We start from the raw sequence: 19,548 nt of genomic DNA on the forward strand, positions 1-19,548 counted from the left end.
CTCGGCTAGGCTCCCCTCCATGTTCTGGCCCATGACCGCCGTCGCCCTCGCCTTCTGCGGGATCGCCGTCCTCGGCGTCCTGGCCGCCCGCGTCTTCACCGAGGTGCGCCGGCTGTCCCGGCAGGTGGCGGAGGCCTCGCAGCGCATCGAACGCGCGGCCGAGGACCTGGAGCGCGCCGCGACCCCGCCGGCGGCCCGGCCGGGCGGCGGCTGAGCGCGGCCCGGGCAGGCGTGTCCCCGGCCGCGGCGGCCCGGCCCCGGCAGGTTCGTCCCCCGGTTTCCCGGCCCTCTTTCCCCGGGCGGCGGGGGAGGTACGCTGGCATGTGCGGTCTCTAGGCAGAGGCGGGGCCGCAACCGGGAGTGCGCGGAGGGATTGCCCGCCGTTCACCCTTGCGCGTTACGATGCTGTGCGCGGGAGGTCGGGCGTCCCCGATTCCCCCGGCAAGACCCCACCAGACGCCGCCTCGGGGAGTAGGTACACGCACATGTTCGCCAACCTGAAGCCTCTTGAGATCGTACTGATCATCCTTGTCATCCTGCTGCTGTTCGGCGCCAAGAAGCTTCCCGACATGGCCCGTTCGCTCGGCAAGTCGGCCCGCATCCTCAAGAGCGAGGCCAAGGCGATGAAGAAGGACGGCGAGACCCCGGCCGGCGGGCAGGAGCCCGCCGCCCCCGAGTCCGGGCAGACGGCTCCTCCCGCGCCGCGCACCATCCAGGCCGCCCCCGGTGATGTGAGCAGCGCCCGTCCGGTGTCCGAGCCGGGCCACGCCTCCCAGCAGAGCTGACACCGTCGTCGTAGAGCCACTCCCGGCGGCCGAGGCCGCCGCACAAGATGAGGAACGTGGGGTTGCTGAAGTCTTCCCGCAAGCGGGAGAAGGACCCAGAGGGGCGGATGCCGCTCGCGGAGCATCTGCGTGAGCTCCGCGACCGTCTGCTCAAAGCCGTGCTGGCGATCCTCGTGGTCACTGTTGCCGCGTTCTGGTTCTACGAGGAGATCGCCGACTGGCTGACGGCCCCGATCCGGGAATCCGTGGGCTGTACGGCGAGTTTCACCGATCTCGCCGAGAAGGGCGACAACTGCGCCCAGCTGACGGTTGACGGCCTCCTCGGGCCGTTCACCATCATGATCAAGGTGGGGCTCATGACCGGCGTGGTGGCGGCATGCCCGGTCTGGCTCTATCAGCTGTGGGCGTTCCTCGCGCCGGGCCTCCACAAGAGCGAACAGAAATACGCCCTCATGTTCGCGGGCGTGGGCCTTCCGCTGTTCGTCGGGGGCGGCTACTTCGCATATCTGATCCTTCCCACGAGCGCCGCGGCCCTCATCGGGCTGACCCCGGACGGCCTGGGACTCAGCAACCTCGTCCGCCTGGACGACTACCTCGACATCGTCACCCGGCTCGTGGTCGTCTTCGGGCTCGCCTTCGAGCTGCCCCTGCTGCTGGTCATGCTGAACTTCGGCGGAGTCATCTCGGGCCGCCGCATGGCCGGCTGGTGGCGGTGGATGGTCATGAGCATCACGGTCTTCGCCGCGTTCGCCACCCCCACCGGTGACCCGCTGACCATGCTGGCGCTCGCCGCACCGATCGTCCTGCTGTACTTCCTGGCGGTCGGCATCGCGCTCGCCAACGACCGTCGGCGCCGCCGCAGGAACCCGGACGCGGAGCTGAGCGACGACGAGGCCTCCCAGCTCGACCTGACCCCTGAGGCCATCGACGAGATCGAGCCGGTCGGCTCCGGCCGGGCCGCGCTGCCGCAGCAGGCCCGCGAGGAGAACAACCCCCGGGTGAACGGTTACGACGACGCCACGTAGTGCCCTTCGCGGGGCTCCGGAGCGGCGGGCCGGCCCGCGGGAGGAACTGCTTCCGTACCAGCGGTTACGGCGGTGCGGCCGACCGGATACAGTCCCGGCGTGACCAGCGAGATCACCCTGTTCGTCAACCCCACCGCGGGGCGCGGCCGCGGTGCGCGCGCCGCCCGCCCCGCGGCGTCCGCCCTGCGGGACGCCGGCTTCTCCGTGCGGACCGTGCTCGGCACCGACGCCGCCGATGCGCTGGACCGCGCCCGCGCGGCCGTCGCCGCCGGCACCGGCGCCCTGATCGCCGTCGGCGGGGACGGCATGGTCTCCCTCGCCCTGCGGGCCGTCGCCGGAACCGACGTGCCGCTGGGCGTCGTCGCCGCCGGCTCCGGGAACGACTACGCCCGCGCCCACGGCCTGCCGGTCCGGCAGCCGGCCGCCGCCGCCGTGGTGGCCGCCACCGCGCTCAAGGAGCACGGGGGGCGCCCCACGGACCTCGGCCGGGCCGGGGACCGCTGGTTCGGCACCGTGCTCGCCTCCGGCCTCGACTCCCGCGTCAACGACCGGGGCAACCGGCTCCGCGGCCCCGTCGGGCGCTTCCGCTACGACCTGGCGCTCCTCGCCGAACTGGCCGCGCTGCGCACCGTCCCGTACCGGATCAGTCTCGACGGCGGGCCCGCGCGGGAGATCGAGGCGACCCTCGTCGCGGTCGGCAACGCCCCCTCCTACGGCGGCGGCATGCGGATCTGCCCCGGGGCCCGGACCGACGACGGGCTCTTCGACATCACGGTCGTCGGCCCCTGCAGCCGCACCACGCTGCTGCGGGTCTTCCCCCGCGTCTACCGGGGCAGCCATCTCTCCCATCCGGCCGTGACCGCCCTGCGTGCGCGGAGCGTCACCCTGGAGGCGCCCGGGGTCACCGGCTACGCCGACGGGGAACCGCTCGGTCCGCTGCCGCTGACCGCCGCCACCGTGCCGGAGGCGGTGCGGCTGCTCGTCCCCTGACCGGGCGGACCCGGCTCCGGCCCGGCCTCCCGCAAAAGATCGCTGGGATGTCCGGGGCGGCCGGTAGGCTCGTGAATACGATGACCGACGACATGTCCCCAGCCGAGCGCTACGCCGCCGCCCGGAGCCGCGCCGCCGAGCAGGCCACCGCGCTCTTCCCGTTCCGCGCGATGTACGACTTCGACCTGGACCCGTTCCAGATCGACGCCTGCCGGGCCCTGGAGGCGGGCAAGGGCGTCCTGGTCGCCGCGCCCACCGGCTCCGGCAAGACCATCGTCGGCGAGTTCGCCGTCCACCTGGCCCTCGACCAGGGCCGCAAATGCTTCTACACCACGCCCATCAAGGCGCTCTCCAACCAGAAGTACAACGACCTCGTGAAGCGCTACGGCGCCGACAAGGTCGGCCTGCTGACCGGCGACAACAGCGTCAACAGCGAGGCCCCGGTGATCGTCATGACCACCGAGGTGCTGCGCAACATGCTCTACGCCGGCTCGCAGTCCCTGACGGGCCTCGGCTATGTCGTCATGGACGAGGTGCACTACCTCTCCGACCGCTTCCGCGGCGCGGTCTGGGAGGAGGTCATCATCCACCTCCCCGAGTCCGTCACCCTCGTCTCCCTCTCCGCGACGGTCTCCAACGCCGAGGAGTTCGGCGACTGGCTGGACACCGTGCGCGGGGACACCGAGGTGATCGTCTCCGAGCACCGCCCCGTCCCGCTCTGGCAGCACGTCCTGGCCGGCCGGCGGATGTACGACCTCTTCGAGGAGAAAAGCGGGCGGGACGGCGCCGGGCGCCGCGAGGTCAACCCCGATCTGGTCCGGCTCGCCCGGATGGAGAACAGCCGCCCCACCGGCCCCCGCGACCGCCGGCGCGGCCGCGTCCTCCGCGAGGCCGACCGCGAGCGCGAACGCCGCCAGCGCAGCCGGATCTGGACGCCCAGCCGGGTCGAGGTCATCGACCGGCTCGACGCCGAGGGCCTGCTGCCCGCCATCACGTTCATCTTCAGCCGCGCCGGCTGCGAGGCCGCCGTCCAGCAGTGCCTGGCCGCCGGCCTGCGGCTCAACGACGAGCCCGCCCGCCGCCGGGTCCGGGAGATCGTCGAGCGGCGCACCGCCACCATCCCCGACGAGGATCTGCACGTCCTCGGCTACTTCGAGTGGCTGGAGGGCCTGGAGCGGGGCATCGCCGCACACCACGCCGGCATGCTGCCCACCTTCAAGGAGGTCGTGGAGGAACTGTTCGTCCGGGGCCTGGTGAAGGCCGTCTTCGCCACCGAGACGCTGGCCCTGGGCATCAACATGCCCGCCCGCTCGGTGGTGCTGGAGAAGCTGGTCAAGTGGAACGGCCAGCAGCACGCGGACATCACGCCGGGCGAGTACACCCAGCTCACCGGCCGGGCCGGGCGCCGCGGCATCGACGTCGAGGGCCACGCGGTGGTGCTCTGGCAGCGTGCCATGGACCCGGAGGCGCTGGCCGGGCTGGCCGGCACCCGTACCTATCCGCTCCGCTCCTCCTTCAAGCCCTCGTACAACATGGCGGTCAACCTGGTCTCCCAGTTCGGGCGGCACCGCTCCCGGGAACTGCTGGAGACCTCCTTCGCGCAGTTCCAGGCGGACCGTTCGGTCGTCGGCATCTCCCGCCAGGTGCAGAAGAACGAGGAGGGCCTGGAGGGCTACCGCGCCTCCATGACCTGCCACCTCGGCGACTTCGAGGAGTACGCCCGCCTCCGCCGCGACCTCAAGGAGCGCGAGACCGAACTCGCCAAGCAGGGCGCGGCGCAGCGCCGGGTGGCGGCCGCGGCCGCCCTGGAGAAGCTCCGGCCGGGTGACGTCATCCATGTGCCGACGGGCAAGTACGCCGGGCTGGCACTGGTCCTCGACCCGGGCCTGCCCGCCGGGCGTTCCAACGGCCACCGCGGTTTCGACCACCACGACGGGCCCCGCCCGCTGGTGCTCACCGCCGAGCGGCAGGTCAAGCGGCTCGCGTCGATCGACTTCCCGGTGCCCGTCGAGGCGCTGGACCGGATGCGCATCCCCAAGTCCTTCAACGCCCGCTCCCCGCACTCCCGCCGGGACCTGGCGTCCGCGCTGCGCACCCGCGCCGGGCACATCACCCCGGAGCGGCACCGCAGGGGCCGCGCCCCGGCGGCCGACGACGCCGAGATCGCCCGGCTGCGCACCGAGATCCGCGCCCACCCCTGCCACGGCTGCTCGGACCGGGAGGACCACGCCCGCTGGGCCGAGCGCTACCACCGGCTGCGCCGGGACACCCGGCAGCTGGAGCGCCGTATCGAGGGCCGGACCAACACCATCGCCCGCACCTTCGACCGGGTCTACGCCCTGCTGTCGGACCTCGGCTACCTCCGGGGCGACGAGGTGACGGAGGACGGCCGGCGGCTGGCCCGGCTCTACGGCGAGCTGGACCTGCTGGCCTCCGAGTGCCTGCGCGCGGGGGTCTGGAACGACCTCAAACCGGCCGAACTGGCGGCCTGCGCCTCGGCGCTGGTCTACGAGGCCCGCTCCGCCGACGACGCCCTGCCGCCCAAGCTGCCCACCGGCGCCGCCCAGCAGGCGCTGGGCGAGATGGTACGCATCTGGGGGCGGCTGGACGCGCTGGAGGAGGAGCACCGGATCAACCAGACCGAGGGCGTCGGACAGCGGGAGCCGGATCTGGGCTTCGCCTGGTCCGCCCACCGCTGGGCGTCCGGGCACGGGCTGGACGAGGTGCTGCGCGAGGTGGAGATGCCCGCCGGTGACTTCGTCCGCTGGTGCAAGCAGGTCATCGACGTCCTGGGACAGATCGCGGAGGCCGCGCCGGACGGCACCCCGATCCGCCGCAACGCCCGGCGCGCGGTGGACGGGATGCTCCGCGGGGTGGTGGCCTACTCCTCGGTGGGCTGAGGAGGCTGAGGCGGGCCGACGGCGCGGGAGGGCCGCGGCCCCGCGGCCGCCCGCGCGGCGGGACCCGCCTCAGCTCTCCAGAGCGGTGAGCAGCCGCTGGAGGGAGCCGCCCAGGCCCCAGCGTTCCGCGAGACGGCCGAGCGCGGCCGGGTCGCGGGGCGTGCCGGGGAGCGCCGGGTCGAACTCGGGCAGCGGCACGTCGGAGGCGACCCGTACGACCGTGGGCGCCACCGCCAGATACTCCCGGGCCTCGTCCAGCCGTCTGCGCTGTGCGGGGCTGATGTCCGACGCCGGGTCGCCGACGGCGGCCATGATCCCGGCGAGATCGCCGTGGGCGGCGAGCAGCTTGGCGGCGGTTTTCTCCCCGATGCCGGGGACGCCCGGCAGGCCGTCGCTGGGATCGCCCCGCAGCAGCGCCAGCTCGGCGTAACCGGCGCCGTCCACCCCGTACTTCTCGCGGAGGACGGCCTCGTCGACGAGTTGCAGGGTGCCGACGCCCTTGACGGGGTAGAGCACCCGCACCCCGCGGGCGTCGTCCACGAGCTGGTAGAGATCGCGGTCCCCGGTGACGATGTCCACCGGGCCCCGGGCGCGGGCCGTGAGGGTGCCGATCACGTCGTCCGCCTCGTAACGGGGAACGCCGACGCGGGCGATGCCGAGGGCGTCCAGCACCTCCTCGATCACCGGCACCTGCGGGGAGAGGGTGTCGGGCACCTCCTCGGTGTCCGGGCCGCCGGGCTTCTCCTCGGCGACCCGGTGCGCCTTGTAGGTGGGGATCAGCTCGACCCGCCACGCGGGCCGCCAGTCGGCGTCCATGCAGGCCACGAGGTCGTCCGGGTGGTGGTCGTGGACGAGCCGGGCGATGAAGTCCAGCAGTCCGCGCACCGCGTTGACGGGGCTGCCGTCGGGGGCCTTCACCGAATCGGGCACCCCGAAGTAGGCGCGGAAGTAGAGGCTGGCGGTGTCGAGAAGCATCAGGCGTCGGGTCACGCACCCGATGATGCCCCAGGGGACCGACAGCGCCGGCCGGCGCCGGGCGGCGCGGGCGGGCCCCGGGTCCCCCGGGAAAGGTCCGCCTCCGGCCGCGGCGCGCGGTTCCCCGTTCGGTCCGGTGGGGGCGGTCCGGAGCCCGGCGGCCCGGTCCTCCGGGGCCCGGGGCGCGGAAATCCGGTTGGGTCCGCCGCCGCCCGCGGGCCAGAATGCCGGAGGCGGGCCGGCGCGGCCCGGCCCGTCCGGCCGTCCACGGGGGTGCGGCCGGACGGGGTGCCGGGCGCGCGGGCCCCTTCAGCGGGCGGCCCGGACCAGGGTCTCCATCACGCGCGGATCGTCACCGGCCTCCGGGTGCCACTGCACGCCGAGCACCAGCCCCGGCGCGTCCGGGAGTTCGACCGCCTCCACGGTGCCGTCCTCGGCGTACGCGCTCGGGACCAGCCCGCGGCCGAGCCGGTCCACCGCCTGGTGGTGGTAGCTGGGCACGGCGACCGCCTCCGGCAGGGCCCGCGCCAGCACGGTCCCCGGCACCGGCTTCACCACATGAGACCCGAAGACCCCGGGCGGCCCGCCGTGTGCGCAGCCGGACCCGGCGGTCTCGGGCAGGTGCTGGACCAGGCTGCCGCCCAGCACCACGTTGAGCAGCTGCATGCCCCGGCAGATGCCGAGCACCGGCGTGCCGGCCTCCAGCGCGGCCTCCAGCAGGGCGCTCTCCCAGGCGTCCCGTTCGCGGGCGGGCGGCCCGGTCATGGGGTGCGGGGCGGCCCCGTACCGCACGGGTTCCACATCCGGGCCCCCCGCGACGACGAGGGCGTCGAGCCGGGCGGTCACGGCGGCGGCCGCGGCCGGCTCGTCCGGCGGCAGCATCGCGGCGAGGCCGCCCGCGCGCTGGACGAGCCGGTGGTAGCCGGACGGGAGCAGGGCCGCGCTCTGCTCCCAGACGCCCCAGCGCGCCACGGCTTCGAGATAGGTGCTCACGCCGATCAGCGGCCTGGGCTCGGGCACGGTCGGGCTCCTCCCGTCGGTCACGGTCCGGGTTTCCGGCTCGCGGGTCCGGGGCCGGGTGCGGTGTACGGGTCCCGCGCCGGGCCGTACCGTCCCCGTCTCCGTTCCCGCCGCCGGTTCGGTCCGCTTCTGCTCCTGTGTCTGTCTCCGTCTGCGTCCCGGCGCGCTTGCGGCTGTTGCGGCCGGGCGGCCGCCGTCAGTCGCGTTCCAGTTCGGCCTCCGCGGCGGCCAGCGCGGCGAACTCCTCCTCCGGCGCGGCGGCGACGAGCCGGTGGCGGCTGTAGAAGGCAAAGTAGGCCACGGCGACCGCGTACACCCCGAGGGTGATGAGCGCGGCGTCCTGGTCCACCAGGAAGGTCGCGACCAGCGCCGAACAGGCCAGGACGAACGCCACCGCGGAGGTGGCCGCGCCGCCCGGCGTGCGGTACGGCCGCGGCAGGTCCGGCTCGCGGCGGCGCAGCACGATGTGCGAGAGCGACATCAGGGCGTAGGAGATGGTGGCGCCGAGGACGGCGACGTTGAGCATCCGGGCGCCGTCGCCCGTCGCCGCGGCCAGGGAGAAGCCGATCGCGCCCGGCACGAGCAGGCCGAGCCAGGGGGCCTTGCGGCGGCTGGTGAGGGAGAGGAAGCGGGGGAGGTAGCCGGCCCGGGAGAGGGCGAAGAGCTGCCGGGAGCCCGCGTAGACGAGGGAGAAGAAGGAGGCGACCAGGCCGGCCAGTCCCGCGTAGTTGACGAAGCGGCTGAGCGGTGTCGGGTCGCCGTCCCCCTGCAGGGCGGCGACCAGCGGGTTGCCGGCGTCCTGGATCGCGGCGGAGCCTCGCGCGCCGGTGGCGGCGAGGAAGGTGATCAGCGCGAGCAGCAGGAGGATCCCCATGGACAGGGCCATGGCCCTCGGCAGGGTGCGGGCCGGGTCGCGGGTCTCCTCGGCGGCCAGCGGCACGCCCTCCACCCCGAGGAAGAACCACATGCCGAACGGGAAGGCGGCCCAGATGCCCAGCAGCCCGAACGGCAGCCAGGAGCTGGAGCCGAAGGCGTCCGGGTCGGCCGGGATGTCGTTGAGACCGGAGGCGTCGAACTCGGTGAACGCGCCGACGGCGAAGATCAGCAGAGCGGCCACGGCGATCCCGGTGACGACGAAGCTGAACCGCAGGGCCTCGCCGACGCCCCACAGATGGATGCCGACGAAGACCACGAAACAGGCGAGTTGCAGCGGCCAGCCGGACTCCAGGCCGAACAGGCCGAGGGATTCCACGTAGTCGCCGATGAAGATGGAGATCGCCGCCGGGGCGAGGACGTACTCGATGAGGATCGCGGTGCCGGTGAGGAAGCCGCCCCAGGTGCCGAGGGCGCGCCGGGCGAAGCCGTAGCCGCCGCCCGCGGTGGGCAGGATGGCGGCCAGTTCGGCCAGGGCGAAGACCATGCAGGTGTACATCAGGCCCATGAGGACGGTGGCGACGGCGAGTCCGCCGAAGCCGCCCTCGGCGAGGCCGAAGTTCCAGCCGGAGAAGTCGCCGGAGACGACGTACGCGACGCCGAGGCCGGTCAGCAGCAGCCAGCCGGCGCTGCCCTGGCGCAGCGAGCGCCGCTCCAGGTAGCCGTGGTGCGGGTGGTGTCCCTGCGCGCCGGGGCCGGGGGAGCCGCCGCCCGGCGGTGCGGTGGTCGGGGTTGCGGGGCGCGAGTCGATGCCGTCGGCCATGAGCCGCTCCTGCCTGGGGGCAATGGTTTAGCGCCATACCATTGCCCCGAGGGGCGGCCGTGCGCAAGAGGCGTGCGTTAACCGCCGGTAAACACCTGAGGGTCCCGCGCTCCGTGACGGGCCATGTCTTCCCCGCCCGGCGTGCCCCATGCCGTTACGGGGACGGGGCCGGCCCCGCGGGGGACGGACCGGCTGTCCGGATCCGGCCGGCTGTTCGGAGGCGCGCCGGCCGTGCGGACGGGCCCGCGCCGGGCCCGGATGCCGCGCGCCGGACGCCCGTTCCGGCCCGGACCGCGGCGCCGTCCCCGGCCGGCTCAGGCCAGGAACCCCCGCAGCAGCGACGCCGTGCCCGCGCAGTGCTCGCGCATCACCTCGCGGGCGCCGTCCGCGTCACCCTCCAGGACGGCCTCCACCAGTGCCGTGTGCTGCCGCTGCGAGTGCTCCAGGTTCCGCACGAGCAGCGGGATGCGGTCCAGCAGGTCGTTCAGGGAGGCCCGGACGGCGGCGTACTGGGCGGCCAGGGTGGGGGAGCCGCTGAGCTCCGCCAGCGTCAGGTGGAGCAGGGTGTCCAGCCGCCGGTAGTCCGACGGTGTCGCGTCGCGGGTGGCGGCCAGCGCGGCGCGCAGCCGGTCCGCCGGGCGGCCGGTGAGGCCGTCCTCCGCGCACAGGCCGGCCGCCCCGACCTCCAGCACCTCACGGAACCGGAGCGCGTCCTCGACGTCCACCTCCGCGATCCGCCGCCGCAGTCCGGCCTCCGCGCCGCCGGCCGCTCCGGGGCCCGGCAGGACGAACGTTCCGCCGTAGCGGCCGCGGCGGCTCTCGACGAGCCCCTGGTCGGCGAGCACCTTCAGGACCTCGCGGAGCGTCACCCGGCTGATGCCCAGCCGCCCCGCCAGCTCCCGCTCGGACGGCAGCCGCCCGCCCCGCGGCACCAGACCCAGCCGCAGCACCTGGAGGATCTGCTCCAGCGCCTCCTCGAAGCCGTTGCCCGCCCGGACCGGGCGCAGCACCGGCGCCAGCCGGTCCGCGCTCCCGGGCTCCACATCACCGGGCTCCGCGCCCGGCGCGCCGTCCCCGCTCATGGCCACCTCTTCCCAGCCAATGGTCTCAGCGGCTACCTTATGGCCTCCGGTACCGCGGCGACACGGCGGGAGACCTCCTGCCCGCTCCGCCCGCGCGCCCCGGACCGGCTCCGGACCCCAGGAGGACACACCGTGGCAGGACGCACGCCCCCGCTCTCCGTCGAGGAACTGCGACGGCTCGCCGGCAGCGGCGAGATCGACACCGTCGTCCTCGCCTTCACCGACATGCAGGGCAGACTCCAGGGGAAGCGGTTCGCCGCCCCGTTCTTCCTCGACGAGGTCCTGGAGCACGGCTCCGAGGGGTGCAACTACCTCCTCGCCGTGGACGTCGACCTCAACACCGTCGACGGCTACGCCATGGCCTCCTGGGAGCGCGGCTACGGCGACTTCCGCATGACCGCCGACACCTCCACCCTGCGCCGTACCCCGTGGAACCCGGGCACCGCCCTGCTCACCGCCGATCTCTCCTGGCACGACGGCACCCCCGTCGCCGCCTCGCCGCGCCAGGTGCTCCGCCGCCAGCTGGACCGGCTCGCCGAGCGCGGCTGGACCGCCCAGGTGGGCACCGAGCTGGAGTTCATGGTGTTCAGGAACTCCTACGAGGAGGCCTGGGACAGCGGCTACCGCGGGCTGACCCCCGCCAACCAGTACAACGTGGACTACTCCGTCCTCGGCACCGGCCGCGTCGAACCGCTGCTGCGCCGCATCCGCAACGAGATGGCCGCCGCGGGCCTGGTCGTCGAGTCCGCCAAGGGCGAGTGCAACCTCGGCCAGCACGAGATCGCCTTCCGCTACGACGACGCCCTCACCACCTGCGACCAGCACTCCGTCTACAAGACGGGGGCCAAGGAGATCGCCGCCCAGGAGGGCGTGGCCCTCACCTTCATGGCCAAGTACGACGAACGCGAGGGCAACTCCTGCCACATCCATCTCTCGCTGCGCGACGGCGCCGGCCGCCCCGTCCTCGCCGACGACTCCGGCCCGTACGGCATGTCCGCGACGATGCGGCACTTCCTCGCCGGACAGCTCGCCGCGCTGCGGGACTTCACCCTCCTCCACGCCCCCAACATCAACTCCTACAAGCGCTTCCGCCCCGGCTCCTTCGCGCCCACCGCCGTCGCCTGGGGGCCGGACAACCGCACCTGCGCGCTGCGCGTCATCGGCCACGGCCGATCCCACCGGCTGGAGAACCGGCTGCCCGGCGGGGACGTCAACCCGTATCTCGCCGTCGCCGGCATGGTCGCCGCCGGGCTGTACGGCATCGAGAACGAGCTGGAGCCGGGTGAGCCCTGCACCGGCAACGCCTACGCGGGCGACGCCGAGCACGTCCCCACCACGCTCCGCGAGGCGGCCGACCTCTGGGAGGCCAGCCCGCTCGCCCGCGCCGCCTTCGGCGACGAGGTGGTCGAGCACTACCTCACCATGGCGCGCGTCGAGCAGCGGGCCTACGACAGCGCGGTCACCGACTGGGAGCGCTACCGCTCCTTCGAGCGGATGTGACGCGCGCCGGACCCGCCCGCGGCCCGGCACCGGCCACCATGGACGCCGGAGACCGCGGCGGGCGAGGACGGCACACGCCGGCACACCACACCAGCACAGCACGACAGGGGCGACCGGGCCCCGGGGAGAGCGGACAGCCGTGCACCAGCTTCGCGTGATCAACCCCGCGACCGAGGAGACCGTCGCGACCGTCCCGGCGGCCACCGCCGAGGACGTCGCCACCGCCGTGACCCGGGCCGCCGCGGCCCAGCGCGCCTGGGCCGCCCTTGCGCCCGCCGACCGGGCCCGGCTGCTGCGCCGCTTCGCCGCCGCCGTCGACGGGCGGCTGGAGGAGCTGGCGCGGCTGGAGGTGACCGAGGCCGGGCACCCCCTCGGCAACGCCCGCTGGGAGGCGGGCAACGTGCGGGACCTGCTCGACTACGCCGCCGGGGGAGTGGAGCGCCTCACCGGCAGCCAGATCCCGGTCGCGGGCGGGGTGAACCTCACCTTCCCGGAGCCGCTGGGCGTCGTCGCCGTCATCGCCCCGTGGAACTTCCCGATGCCCATCGCCGCCTGGGGCACCGCCCCCGCCCTGGCGGCGGGCAACGCCGTCCTCCTCAAGCCCGCGGAGACCACTCCGCTGACCGCGCTGCGCCTGGCCGAACTGGCACTCGAGGCCGGACTGCCCGAAGGGCTCTTCCAGGTGCTGCCCGGCACCGGACCCGTGGCGGGCAACGCCCTCGTCGAGCACCCGGACGTCGCCAAGGTCGTCTTCACCGGCTCCACCGCCGTCGGGAAGTCCGTCATGGCGAAGTGCGCGGCGCACGTGAAGCGCGTGACGCTCGAACTGGGCGGCAAGAGCCCCAACATCGTCTTCGCCGACGCCGACCTCGAACGGGCCGCGGCCACCGCCCCCGGCTCCTTCCTCGACAACACCGGCCAGGACTGCTGCGCCCGCAGCCGCATCCTGGTGCAGGCCTCCGCCTACGACCGGTTCATGGAACTGCTCGAACCCGCCGTGCACGCCTTCACGGCGGGCGACCCGGCCGACCCCGCCACCCTCATGGGCCCGCTGATCTCGGCCGCACAGCGGGAGCGCGTACGGTCCCACGTCCCCGAGGACGCGCCCGCCGTCATCCGGGGCACGGCCCCCGCGGGCAGGGGCTTCTGGTACCCCGCGACCGTCCTGGAGGCCGCCGGGGCGGGCAGCGCCGCCGTCGAGGAGGTGTTCGGGCCCGTCGCCGTCGTCCAGCGCTTCGAGGACGAGGCGGAGGCGGTACGGCTGGCCAACGCCACCCGCTACGGGCTGTCCGGCTCGATCTGGACCCGGGACACCGGACGGGCCCTGCGGGTCTCCCGCGCGGTGGCGGCCGGCAACCTCTCCGTCAACTCGCACAGCAGTGTGCGCTATTCGACCCCGTTCGGCGGCTACAAGGAGTCCGGGATCGGGCGGGAGCTGGGCCCGGGGGCGCTGGCCGCCTTCACCGAGACCAAGAACGTGTTCATCAGCACCGAGGACTGAGGACGCCCGAGGGCACGCCCGCACCCCGTCGCCCGGGAGTGCGGCCCCGCCACCTGCAGCCCGACCCCCGGCACCGACCAGCGAGGAGAACCGCCGTGACCGATCAGCCCCTGTGCCGCCGCCTCCCCGGGCGCACCGCCGTCGTCACCGGAGCGGGCAGCGGCATCGGCCTCGCCGCCGCCCGCCGGCTCGCCTCCGAGGGCGCCAACGTCGTCTGCGCGGACGTCGACGAGCGGGCCGGCAAGGCCGCCGCCGAGGAGACCGGCGGGCTGTTCGCCGCCGTGGACGTCACCGACGAGAGCCAGGTCGAGGCGCTGTTCCGGACGGCGTACGAGACGTACGGCTCGGTCGACGTGGCCTTCAACAACGCCGGGATCTCGCCCCCCGACGACGACTCGATCCTCACCACCGGCCTCGACGCCTGGAAACGCGTCCAGGAGGTCAACCTCACCTCCGTCTACCTCTGCTGCAAGTACGCCATCCCGTACATGCGGCGGCAGCGGAAGGGCTCGGTGATCAACACGGCGTCCTTCGTCGCCAGGATGGGCGCCGCCACCTCCCAGATCAGCTACACCGCCTCCAAGGGCGGCGTGCTCGCGATGTCCCGCGAGCTGGGCGTGCAGTTCGCCCGCGAGGGCATCCGCGTCAACGCCCTGTGCCCCGGGCCGGTCAACACGCCCCTGCTGAAGGAGCTGTTCGCCAAGGACCCGGAGCGGGCCGCGCGCCGGCTGGTGCACATCCCCGTGGGCCGCTTCGCCGAGCCGGAGGAGATCGCCGCCGCCGTCGCCTTCCTCGCCAGCGACGACTCCTCCTTCGTCAACGCGGCGGAGTTCCTGGTCGACGGCGGTCTCGCGGGCGCGTACGTCACCCCGCTCTAGCGGGGCAGGGCGGTACGAGCACGGCGGTACGGGGGACGCCGGCTGCGAGGACTGGTGTACGAACCGTAACCGTCCGCCGTAGGCTGATCGCGTGAGCATGACGACACCCCCCGGCTGGTACCCGGACCCCGGACACACGGGCGGCGGCCCGGCCCTGGAACGCTGGTGGGACGGTTCCGGCTGGACCGACCACACCCGGCAGGCACAGGCCGCCGCCCCGGCCGCGGCGACCGCGCCGGGCGGCTTCGGCGGCATGGCCGGCTTCGGCCCGCCCGAGCCGCAGGACCTGCCTCCGTACGACATCCGGGACCGGCAAACGTCCCCCGGCGCCTCGCGCGGCACGAGAGTCGCCGTGCTGGTCACCGCGGCGGTGGTGCTGGTCGCGGCCATCGCCGGCGGCATCGTCCTGCTGGACGGCGAGGACTCCGGTACGGCGTCCTCGCCCGGGCCGGGCCTCTCCGCCCAGCCCGTCCCCACGACCCTCCCCGTCCCTGCCGGACGGCGGCGACGGCAGCCCGGAGGCCTCCCCGGACGACTCCCCGGACGGCGGCGGGGGACTCCCGCCCGAGTCCGGCGACCGCGCCATGGACGCCCTCAACGGCATCTACCTCCCGGTGCCCGAGGGCTGGGAGGGCCGCAGCGGCACCAACGGGGCGGGCCTCACCACGGGCCCGTACCCCTGCCCCGGCGACAAGAAGCTCAAGTGCGTCCGCGGCGGGGTCAACTCCCAGGCGGCGGAGGGCCACAAGGCCACCACGGCCAAGGGCGTCGCCGAGGAGGACATCGCGAAGAACGCCGAGGCCTCCTACGGCAAGAGCCCCAGCAGCGGCAGTGACGCCTACGGCGGCATCACCTCGCGCAAGGAGGTCAGGTCCGAGCCCGTCACGGTCGCCGGCGAGCAGGGGCATCTGGTGCGCTGGAAGCTCTCCACGGCCGAGGGCGCGGGCGGCTATGTGCAGTCGGTCGCCTTCCCCTCGCCGCTGGACCCGGAGAAGTTCGTGGTCATCCGCTTCGGCTTCGACGCCAGTGAGAAGGCGCCGGACCTCTCGGAGATGGACGCGATCACCGCGGGCGTCGAACCGCTGACCGGGCCCGGGGGGACGGCCGGACGCGAGGTCTGAGCCGGGCGCCGGGCCCGCCCGCGGGCCCGGCGGCAACGGTCAGAGGAAGGTCTGCCCCTCGCCCCGGTAGGTCGGCACCGAGGCGACCACCCGGTCGTCCTCGACCAGCAGCAACTCCGCGAACCGTTCGCACAGTTCACCGGCCTTGGCGTGCCGGAACCACACCTTGTCCCCGATCGCCAGCTCGTCCGCCGCCCGGCCCAGCAGCGGCGTCTGCACCTCCCCGGCGCCCTCCAGCGGCTCGTAGCGCAGCCCCTCCGGGAGGTGCGGTACGGGCAGCCGGTCCCGCCCCGCCGCGCCGGACGCCGGATAGCCGCCGCCCAGCACGGTCGCGACCCCGGGCCCCGGGCGGCGGACGACGGGCAGCGCGAAGAGCGCCGCCGGACGGCCCCGGAACGAGGTGTAGTCGTCGAACAGCCGCGGCATGAACAGGCCCGAGCCCGCGGCGATCTCCGTCACCGCGTCCTCGGCCGCCGTGTGCTGCACGCTGCCCGTGCCGCCGCCGTTGACGAACTCCAGCTCCGGCGCCACGTCCCGTACCGCGCGCACCGCCTCCGCCCGCCGGGCCGCGAGCTCCCGCCGCGCCGCCGCCTGCATCAGCCGCACCGCCCGGGAGCGCAGCGGCCGGCCCGCGACCGCGTCACCCACCCCGGCCACATGCCCCTCGTACGCCATCAGCCCCACCAGCCGGAAGCCGGGACGGCGGGCGACCGCGCGGGCCAGCTCCGCCAGCCGCTCCGGCGCGTGCAGCGGCGAGCGGCGCGGACCGATGCGGACCCGCCCGCCCAGCAGCCACAGCGAGGTGTCCAGTTCCAGGCAGACCCGGACCTCCTGGCGGCCGTCCCCACCCCGGGCCGCGTCGATCAGATCGAGCTGGCGGGTGTCGTCCACCATGACGGTCACCGCCCCCGCGAGCTTGGGGTCGGCCGTCAGTTCGGCGAACCGGGCCCGGTCCGCCGACGGGTACGCCAGCAGCACGTCCGCCACCCCGGACCGGGCCAGCCACAGCGACTCGGCCAGGGTGAAGGACATCACCCCGCGGAAACCGTCCAGTGCCAGCACCCGGTCCAGCAGGGTCCGGCAGCGCACCGACTTGGACGCCACCCGGAGCGGTTTGCCCCCGGCGCGGCGGACGAGATCGGCGGCATTGGCGTCGAAAGCCGCCAGGTCGACGATCGCCAGAGGGGCGTCGAAACGGTCGGTGGCCCGGTCGTAGCGGGTCCTGTCTCGGTGCGGGGCGGCCATGCGGTCACCCTGCCAGACGGCATTACCGCTGGGTAGGGGGACGGCTCGGGCAAACCGGCCAAGCAGCCGATTCGGTTGCCGCGCCGGTGGTTCCGCGTCGTAGAGTGACGCCCATGCCACGGCCTTCCGGTTGCCGGTGGCATGACCGACCATGAAAAGGCCTGCCCCGCAAGGTGACCAGCGGCCCGGGCGAGCACGAACCGAAGGGGGGCGGATGAGCGCCGAGGCCCCACGCGCGTCCGCCCGCCGGTCCGAGGACTTCCCGCCCCCGCCGCCCGGCAGCCCGCCGCCCTGGCCCGGCCCGCCCCCGCATCCGCCCGCCGCCCGCCGAGACCCGCGGACGCCCCGCTCCGCAGCCGGGGACGCCGCCGCGCCCCCGGCACCCCGCGCCCGGCCGGCGCCCCGCCCCGCCCGGGCGTGCCCCGCAGCCCCAACAGCCGCCGCCCGCACCGGAGGAGAGCTGGTTCGCCCCGGCACCCCGGGCCCTGGCACGGCGGCACCACCGGGACGGACCGGACGGCCCCGGCCGGCGGCGCGCCCCGCCCCCGCTTCGCCTGGGAGGACTGGGAGAACTGGGACGGCGGCCGGCAGGACGGGCGCGACGGGCGCGGCCGCGAACTGCCCCGCCTCCCGCTCCGGCAGCGGCTCCGCCGCCTCACGCCCCGGGCGGTGGTCGAACGGCTGGCGCGGATACGGCCGCCGGTGCGCACCGCCGGCATCGCCGGCTGCCTCGTCCTCGGCCTCGGCCTGCTCGGCGGGGCCGCCGCGGGAAGCTGGCTGACCGGCGGCACCGGCGAACAGACCGCCGAGGGCAGCGAGTTCACCCGGGCGCGCGACCTCTGGCACAGCGTCCCCGTCGACGACATCTTCCCCCGCTCGCTCTCCGGCGACGGCGCGGGCCCCGGCGGCACCGACCGCACCTGGGTCCGGATCGCCGTCGCCCCGGACGGCGACTGCGCCGCGGCCTTCGACCCGCTGCTGGCGAAGGTCCTCTCCCCGGCCGGCTGCGAACGCCTGCTGCGCGCCACCTACGTGGACGCGACGAGCAGCAGCGTCACCACCGTCGGACTGGTCGTCACCCGCACCGACCGGGCCGCCATGAAGGCGCTCCACGACCGCTTCGAACGGGAGAACCTGGGCGACCGCGCCGATCTGATCCCGCGTCCGTACGCCGCGCCGGACACCCCGGCCGAGGACTTCGGCGACGCGCAGCGCGCCTCCTGGACCGTCCGCGTGCTGCCGGACCTCCCGGCCGTGGTCTACGCCGTCTCCGGCTTCGCCGACGGCCGGACGGTGAGCGACCGGCTCTCCGCCGAGGAGGCCACCGCCGACGGCGCGACCGCCGCCCCCGCCCAGGCCGGACTCGGCCACGACGCCCGGGGCGTCGCGGATCGCGTGGAACGCGGCTTCCGCGACGCCGCCACGGAAGAGGAGCGCGGATGACGCCGGACCGCCGCACCCCGCACGATCGCCCGCAGGACCTCCCGGCGCCGCCCGCCGCTCCGTCCGCGCGGGGCCGGGCGCGGTGGCGGGAGACCGCGGGACCGGCCGCCCGCGGCGCCGGCCGGCCCCGGCGCGGGCCCGCCGCCCGCCGGCCGGCCGGCCGGGTGCGCCGGGCCGCCGCCGCGCTCCTCCTCGCCCTCGCGGCCACCGCCGCGGTCTCGGGCCCGTCCCCGGCCCACGCCGACGCCATACGCGACCAGGAGTGGGCCCTGGACGCGCTCCGCACCGAGCAGGCCTGGCGGACCACCCAGGGGGAGGGCGTCACCGTCGCCGTCCTCGACACCGGCGTCGACGGCGACCACCCGGACCTGACCGGCCAGGTGCTGCAGGGCAAGGACTTCATCGGCTTCGGGGCGCGGCCCGGCGACCGTGCCTGGGCCCGGCACGGCACCGCCATGGCCGGGATCATCGCGGGCCACGGACACGGCCCCGGCAACGGCGACGGGGTGCTCGGCGTCGCCCCGCGCGCCAAGATCCTCCCGGTCCGGGTCATCCTGGAGGACAGCGACCCGGCCCGTAAGCGGGCCCGCGGCAACCGCGGCGGCGCGCTCGCCGAGGGCATCCGCTGGGCCGCGGACCAGGGCGCCGACGTGATCAACCTGTCCCTCGGCGACGACAGCGAGTCCGCGCACCCCGAGCCGGGCGAGGACTCCGCCGTGCAGTACGCCCTCGCCAAGGGCGCCGTGGTGGTCGCCTCCGCCGGCAACGGCGGCGAGGACGGCGACCGGGTCTCCTACCCCGCGGCCTATCCCGGCGTCATCGCCGTGACCGCCGTCGACCGCTTCGGCGCCCGTGCGCCCTTCTCCACCCGCCGCTGGTACGCCACCGTCTGCGCCCCCGGCGTGGACGTCGTCATAGCCGACCCGGACCGCCGCTACTACGAGGGCTGGGGCACCAGCGCCGCCGCCGCGTTCGTCTCCGGCTCGGCGGCCCTGGTCCGCTCGGCCCACCCCGGGCTGAGCCCCGCGCAGGTCAAGAAGCTGCTGGAGGACACCGCCCGGGACTCGCCCCCCGGCGGCCGCGACGACGCCCTGGGGCGGGGCATGGTCGACCCGGCCGCGGCGATCCGGGCCGGCGGCGACCTCACCCCGCGCCCGCAGAAGCCGAGCCCCGTCCCGTACCAGAAGCGCTACTTCGGCGCGGGCCCGGCCGGAGACGGGGACGGCGACGGCGGCGGTGCCCTGCCGGCCACGTCCGCCGCCGTGGCGGGCGGCGCCCTCCTCGCCACCGCGGGCGTGCTCTGGCACGCCGGCCGCCGCAACCGCGACCCGGACCTCCTCTTCCCCCTGCGCTGAGCAGGGCCCCGCGGGGCGGCGGACCCGGGCCG

At 75.1% G+C, this 19,548-nt stretch carries 16 protein-coding genes and 1 pseudogene; 12 read left to right on the forward strand and 5 right to left on the reverse strand.

Features of this window, described 5'->3' with window-relative positions; genetic code table 11:
* The first annotated feature begins 19 nt into the window (after positions 1-19).
* From E4N63_RS26865 to E4N63_RS26885, 5 genes are all read left to right on the forward strand, one after another.
* The gene (locus E4N63_RS26865) at positions 20-214 is read left to right on the forward strand and encodes a hypothetical protein (protein ID WP_230241865.1); all 195 of its coding nucleotides are present in this window, start codon (positions 20-22) and stop codon (positions 212-214) included.
* Between the two features lie 271 nt (positions 215-485).
* Entirely contained in the window at positions 486-785 is a 300-nt protein-coding gene (gene tatA, locus E4N63_RS26870) for a Sec-independent protein translocase subunit TatA (protein ID WP_019708848.1), read from the forward strand.
* Between the two features lie 62 nt (positions 786-847).
* Entirely contained in the window at positions 848-1,810 is a 963-nt protein-coding gene (gene tatC / locus E4N63_RS26875; protein ID WP_125624559.1) for a twin-arginine translocase subunit TatC, read from the forward strand.
* Between the two features lie 99 nt (positions 1,811-1,909).
* Positions 1,910-2,800 carry a diacylglycerol kinase gene (locus E4N63_RS26880; RefSeq protein WP_125624560.1) on the forward strand — a complete coding sequence of 297 codons (891 nt, stop codon included), beginning with the start codon at positions 1,910-1,912 and terminating at the stop codon, positions 2,798-2,800.
* 80 nt (positions 2,801-2,880) lie between these two features.
* Complete coding sequence (locus E4N63_RS26885; RefSeq protein ID WP_125624561.1) at positions 2,881-5,700, forward strand: RNA helicase; 2,820 nt, start codon at positions 2,881-2,883, stop codon at positions 5,698-5,700.
* A 69-nt stretch (positions 5,701-5,769) separates the two neighbouring features.
* Here the strand turns inward: E4N63_RS26885 and E4N63_RS26890 are convergent, their stop codons facing one another.
* From E4N63_RS26890 to E4N63_RS26905, 4 genes are all read right to left on the reverse strand, one after another.
* A complete protein-coding gene (locus E4N63_RS26890; RefSeq protein ID WP_125624568.1) occupies positions 5,770-6,675 on the reverse strand; it encodes a 5'-3' exonuclease in 906 nt (301 codons plus the stop codon).
* 309 nt (positions 6,676-6,984) lie between these two features.
* The gene (locus tag E4N63_RS26895; protein WP_228429699.1) at positions 6,985-7,695 is read right to left on the reverse strand and encodes a gamma-glutamyl-gamma-aminobutyrate hydrolase family protein; all 711 of its coding nucleotides are present in this window, start codon (positions 7,693-7,695) and stop codon (positions 6,985-6,987) included.
* Positions 7,696-7,891: 196 nt separating this feature from the next.
* Positions 7,892-9,391, reverse strand: coding sequence for an ethanolamine permease (gene eat / locus E4N63_RS26900; protein WP_125624562.1), 1,500 nt, complete (start codon positions 9,389-9,391; stop codon positions 7,892-7,894).
* 314 nt (positions 9,392-9,705) lie between these two features.
* Positions 9,706-10,473, reverse strand: a complete 768-nt coding sequence (locus tag E4N63_RS26905; protein ID WP_125624563.1) for a FadR/GntR family transcriptional regulator — start codon at positions 10,471-10,473, stop codon at positions 9,706-9,708.
* Positions 10,474-10,605: 132 nt separating this feature from the next.
* On the opposite strand from E4N63_RS26905, the gene E4N63_RS26910 reads away from it, so the two are divergent.
* The 5 genes and pseudogenes from E4N63_RS26910 to E4N63_RS30815 all read left to right on the forward strand — a co-directional run bounded on the left by E4N63_RS26910 (position 10,606) and on the right by E4N63_RS30815 (position 15,473).
* On the forward strand, positions 10,606-11,973 hold the full coding sequence (locus E4N63_RS26910; protein ID WP_125624564.1) for a glutamine synthetase family protein: 1,368 nt from the start codon (positions 10,606-10,608) through the stop codon (positions 11,971-11,973).
* Positions 11,974-12,112: 139 nt separating this feature from the next.
* Entirely contained in the window at positions 12,113-13,474 is a 1,362-nt protein-coding gene (locus tag E4N63_RS26915) for an aldehyde dehydrogenase (RefSeq protein ID WP_230241866.1), read from the forward strand.
* A 95-nt stretch (positions 13,475-13,569) separates the two neighbouring features.
* Positions 13,570-14,352 carry a 3-oxoacyl-ACP reductase gene (locus tag E4N63_RS26920; RefSeq protein WP_125624566.1) on the forward strand — a complete coding sequence of 261 codons (783 nt, stop codon included), beginning with the start codon at positions 13,570-13,572 and terminating at the stop codon, positions 14,350-14,352.
* Between the two features lie 97 nt (positions 14,353-14,449).
* Positions 14,450-14,527 (forward strand): annotated as a pseudogene (locus E4N63_RS30810) (DUF2510 domain-containing protein); the annotation flags it as partial.
* 409 nt (positions 14,528-14,936) lie between these two features.
* Positions 14,937-15,473 carry a hypothetical protein gene (locus E4N63_RS30815; RefSeq protein ID WP_268271661.1) on the forward strand — a complete coding sequence of 179 codons (537 nt, stop codon included), beginning with the start codon at positions 14,937-14,939 and terminating at the stop codon, positions 15,471-15,473.
* Positions 15,474-15,512: 39 nt separating this feature from the next.
* On the opposite strand, the gene E4N63_RS26930 is transcribed toward E4N63_RS30815, so the two are convergent.
* Positions 15,513-16,718: an amino acid deaminase/aldolase gene (locus tag E4N63_RS26930; RefSeq protein WP_230241867.1), complete on the reverse strand. Its 1,206-nt coding sequence runs from the start codon at positions 16,716-16,718 to the stop codon at positions 15,513-15,515.
* 417 nt (positions 16,719-17,135) lie between these two features.
* On the opposite strand from E4N63_RS26930, the gene E4N63_RS26935 reads away from it, so the two are divergent.
* Both E4N63_RS26935 and mycP read left to right on the forward strand, forming a co-directional pair.
* The gene (locus tag E4N63_RS26935; protein ID WP_230241868.1) at positions 17,136-18,161 is read left to right on the forward strand and encodes a hypothetical protein; all 1,026 of its coding nucleotides are present in this window, start codon (positions 17,136-17,138) and stop codon (positions 18,159-18,161) included.
* A gap of 164 nt (positions 18,162-18,325) precedes the next feature.
* Complete coding sequence (mycP, locus tag E4N63_RS26940) at positions 18,326-19,516, forward strand: type VII secretion-associated serine protease mycosin (protein ID WP_230242675.1); 1,191 nt, start codon at positions 18,326-18,328, stop codon at positions 19,514-19,516.
* Positions 19,517-19,548 lie beyond the last annotated feature (32 nt).

Source organism: Streptomyces sp. MNU89 (assembly GCF_020982505.1).
In the GTDB taxonomy this organism is placed as follows: Bacteria; Actinomycetota; Actinomycetes; order Streptomycetales; family Streptomycetaceae; genus Streptomyces; species Streptomyces xinghaiensis.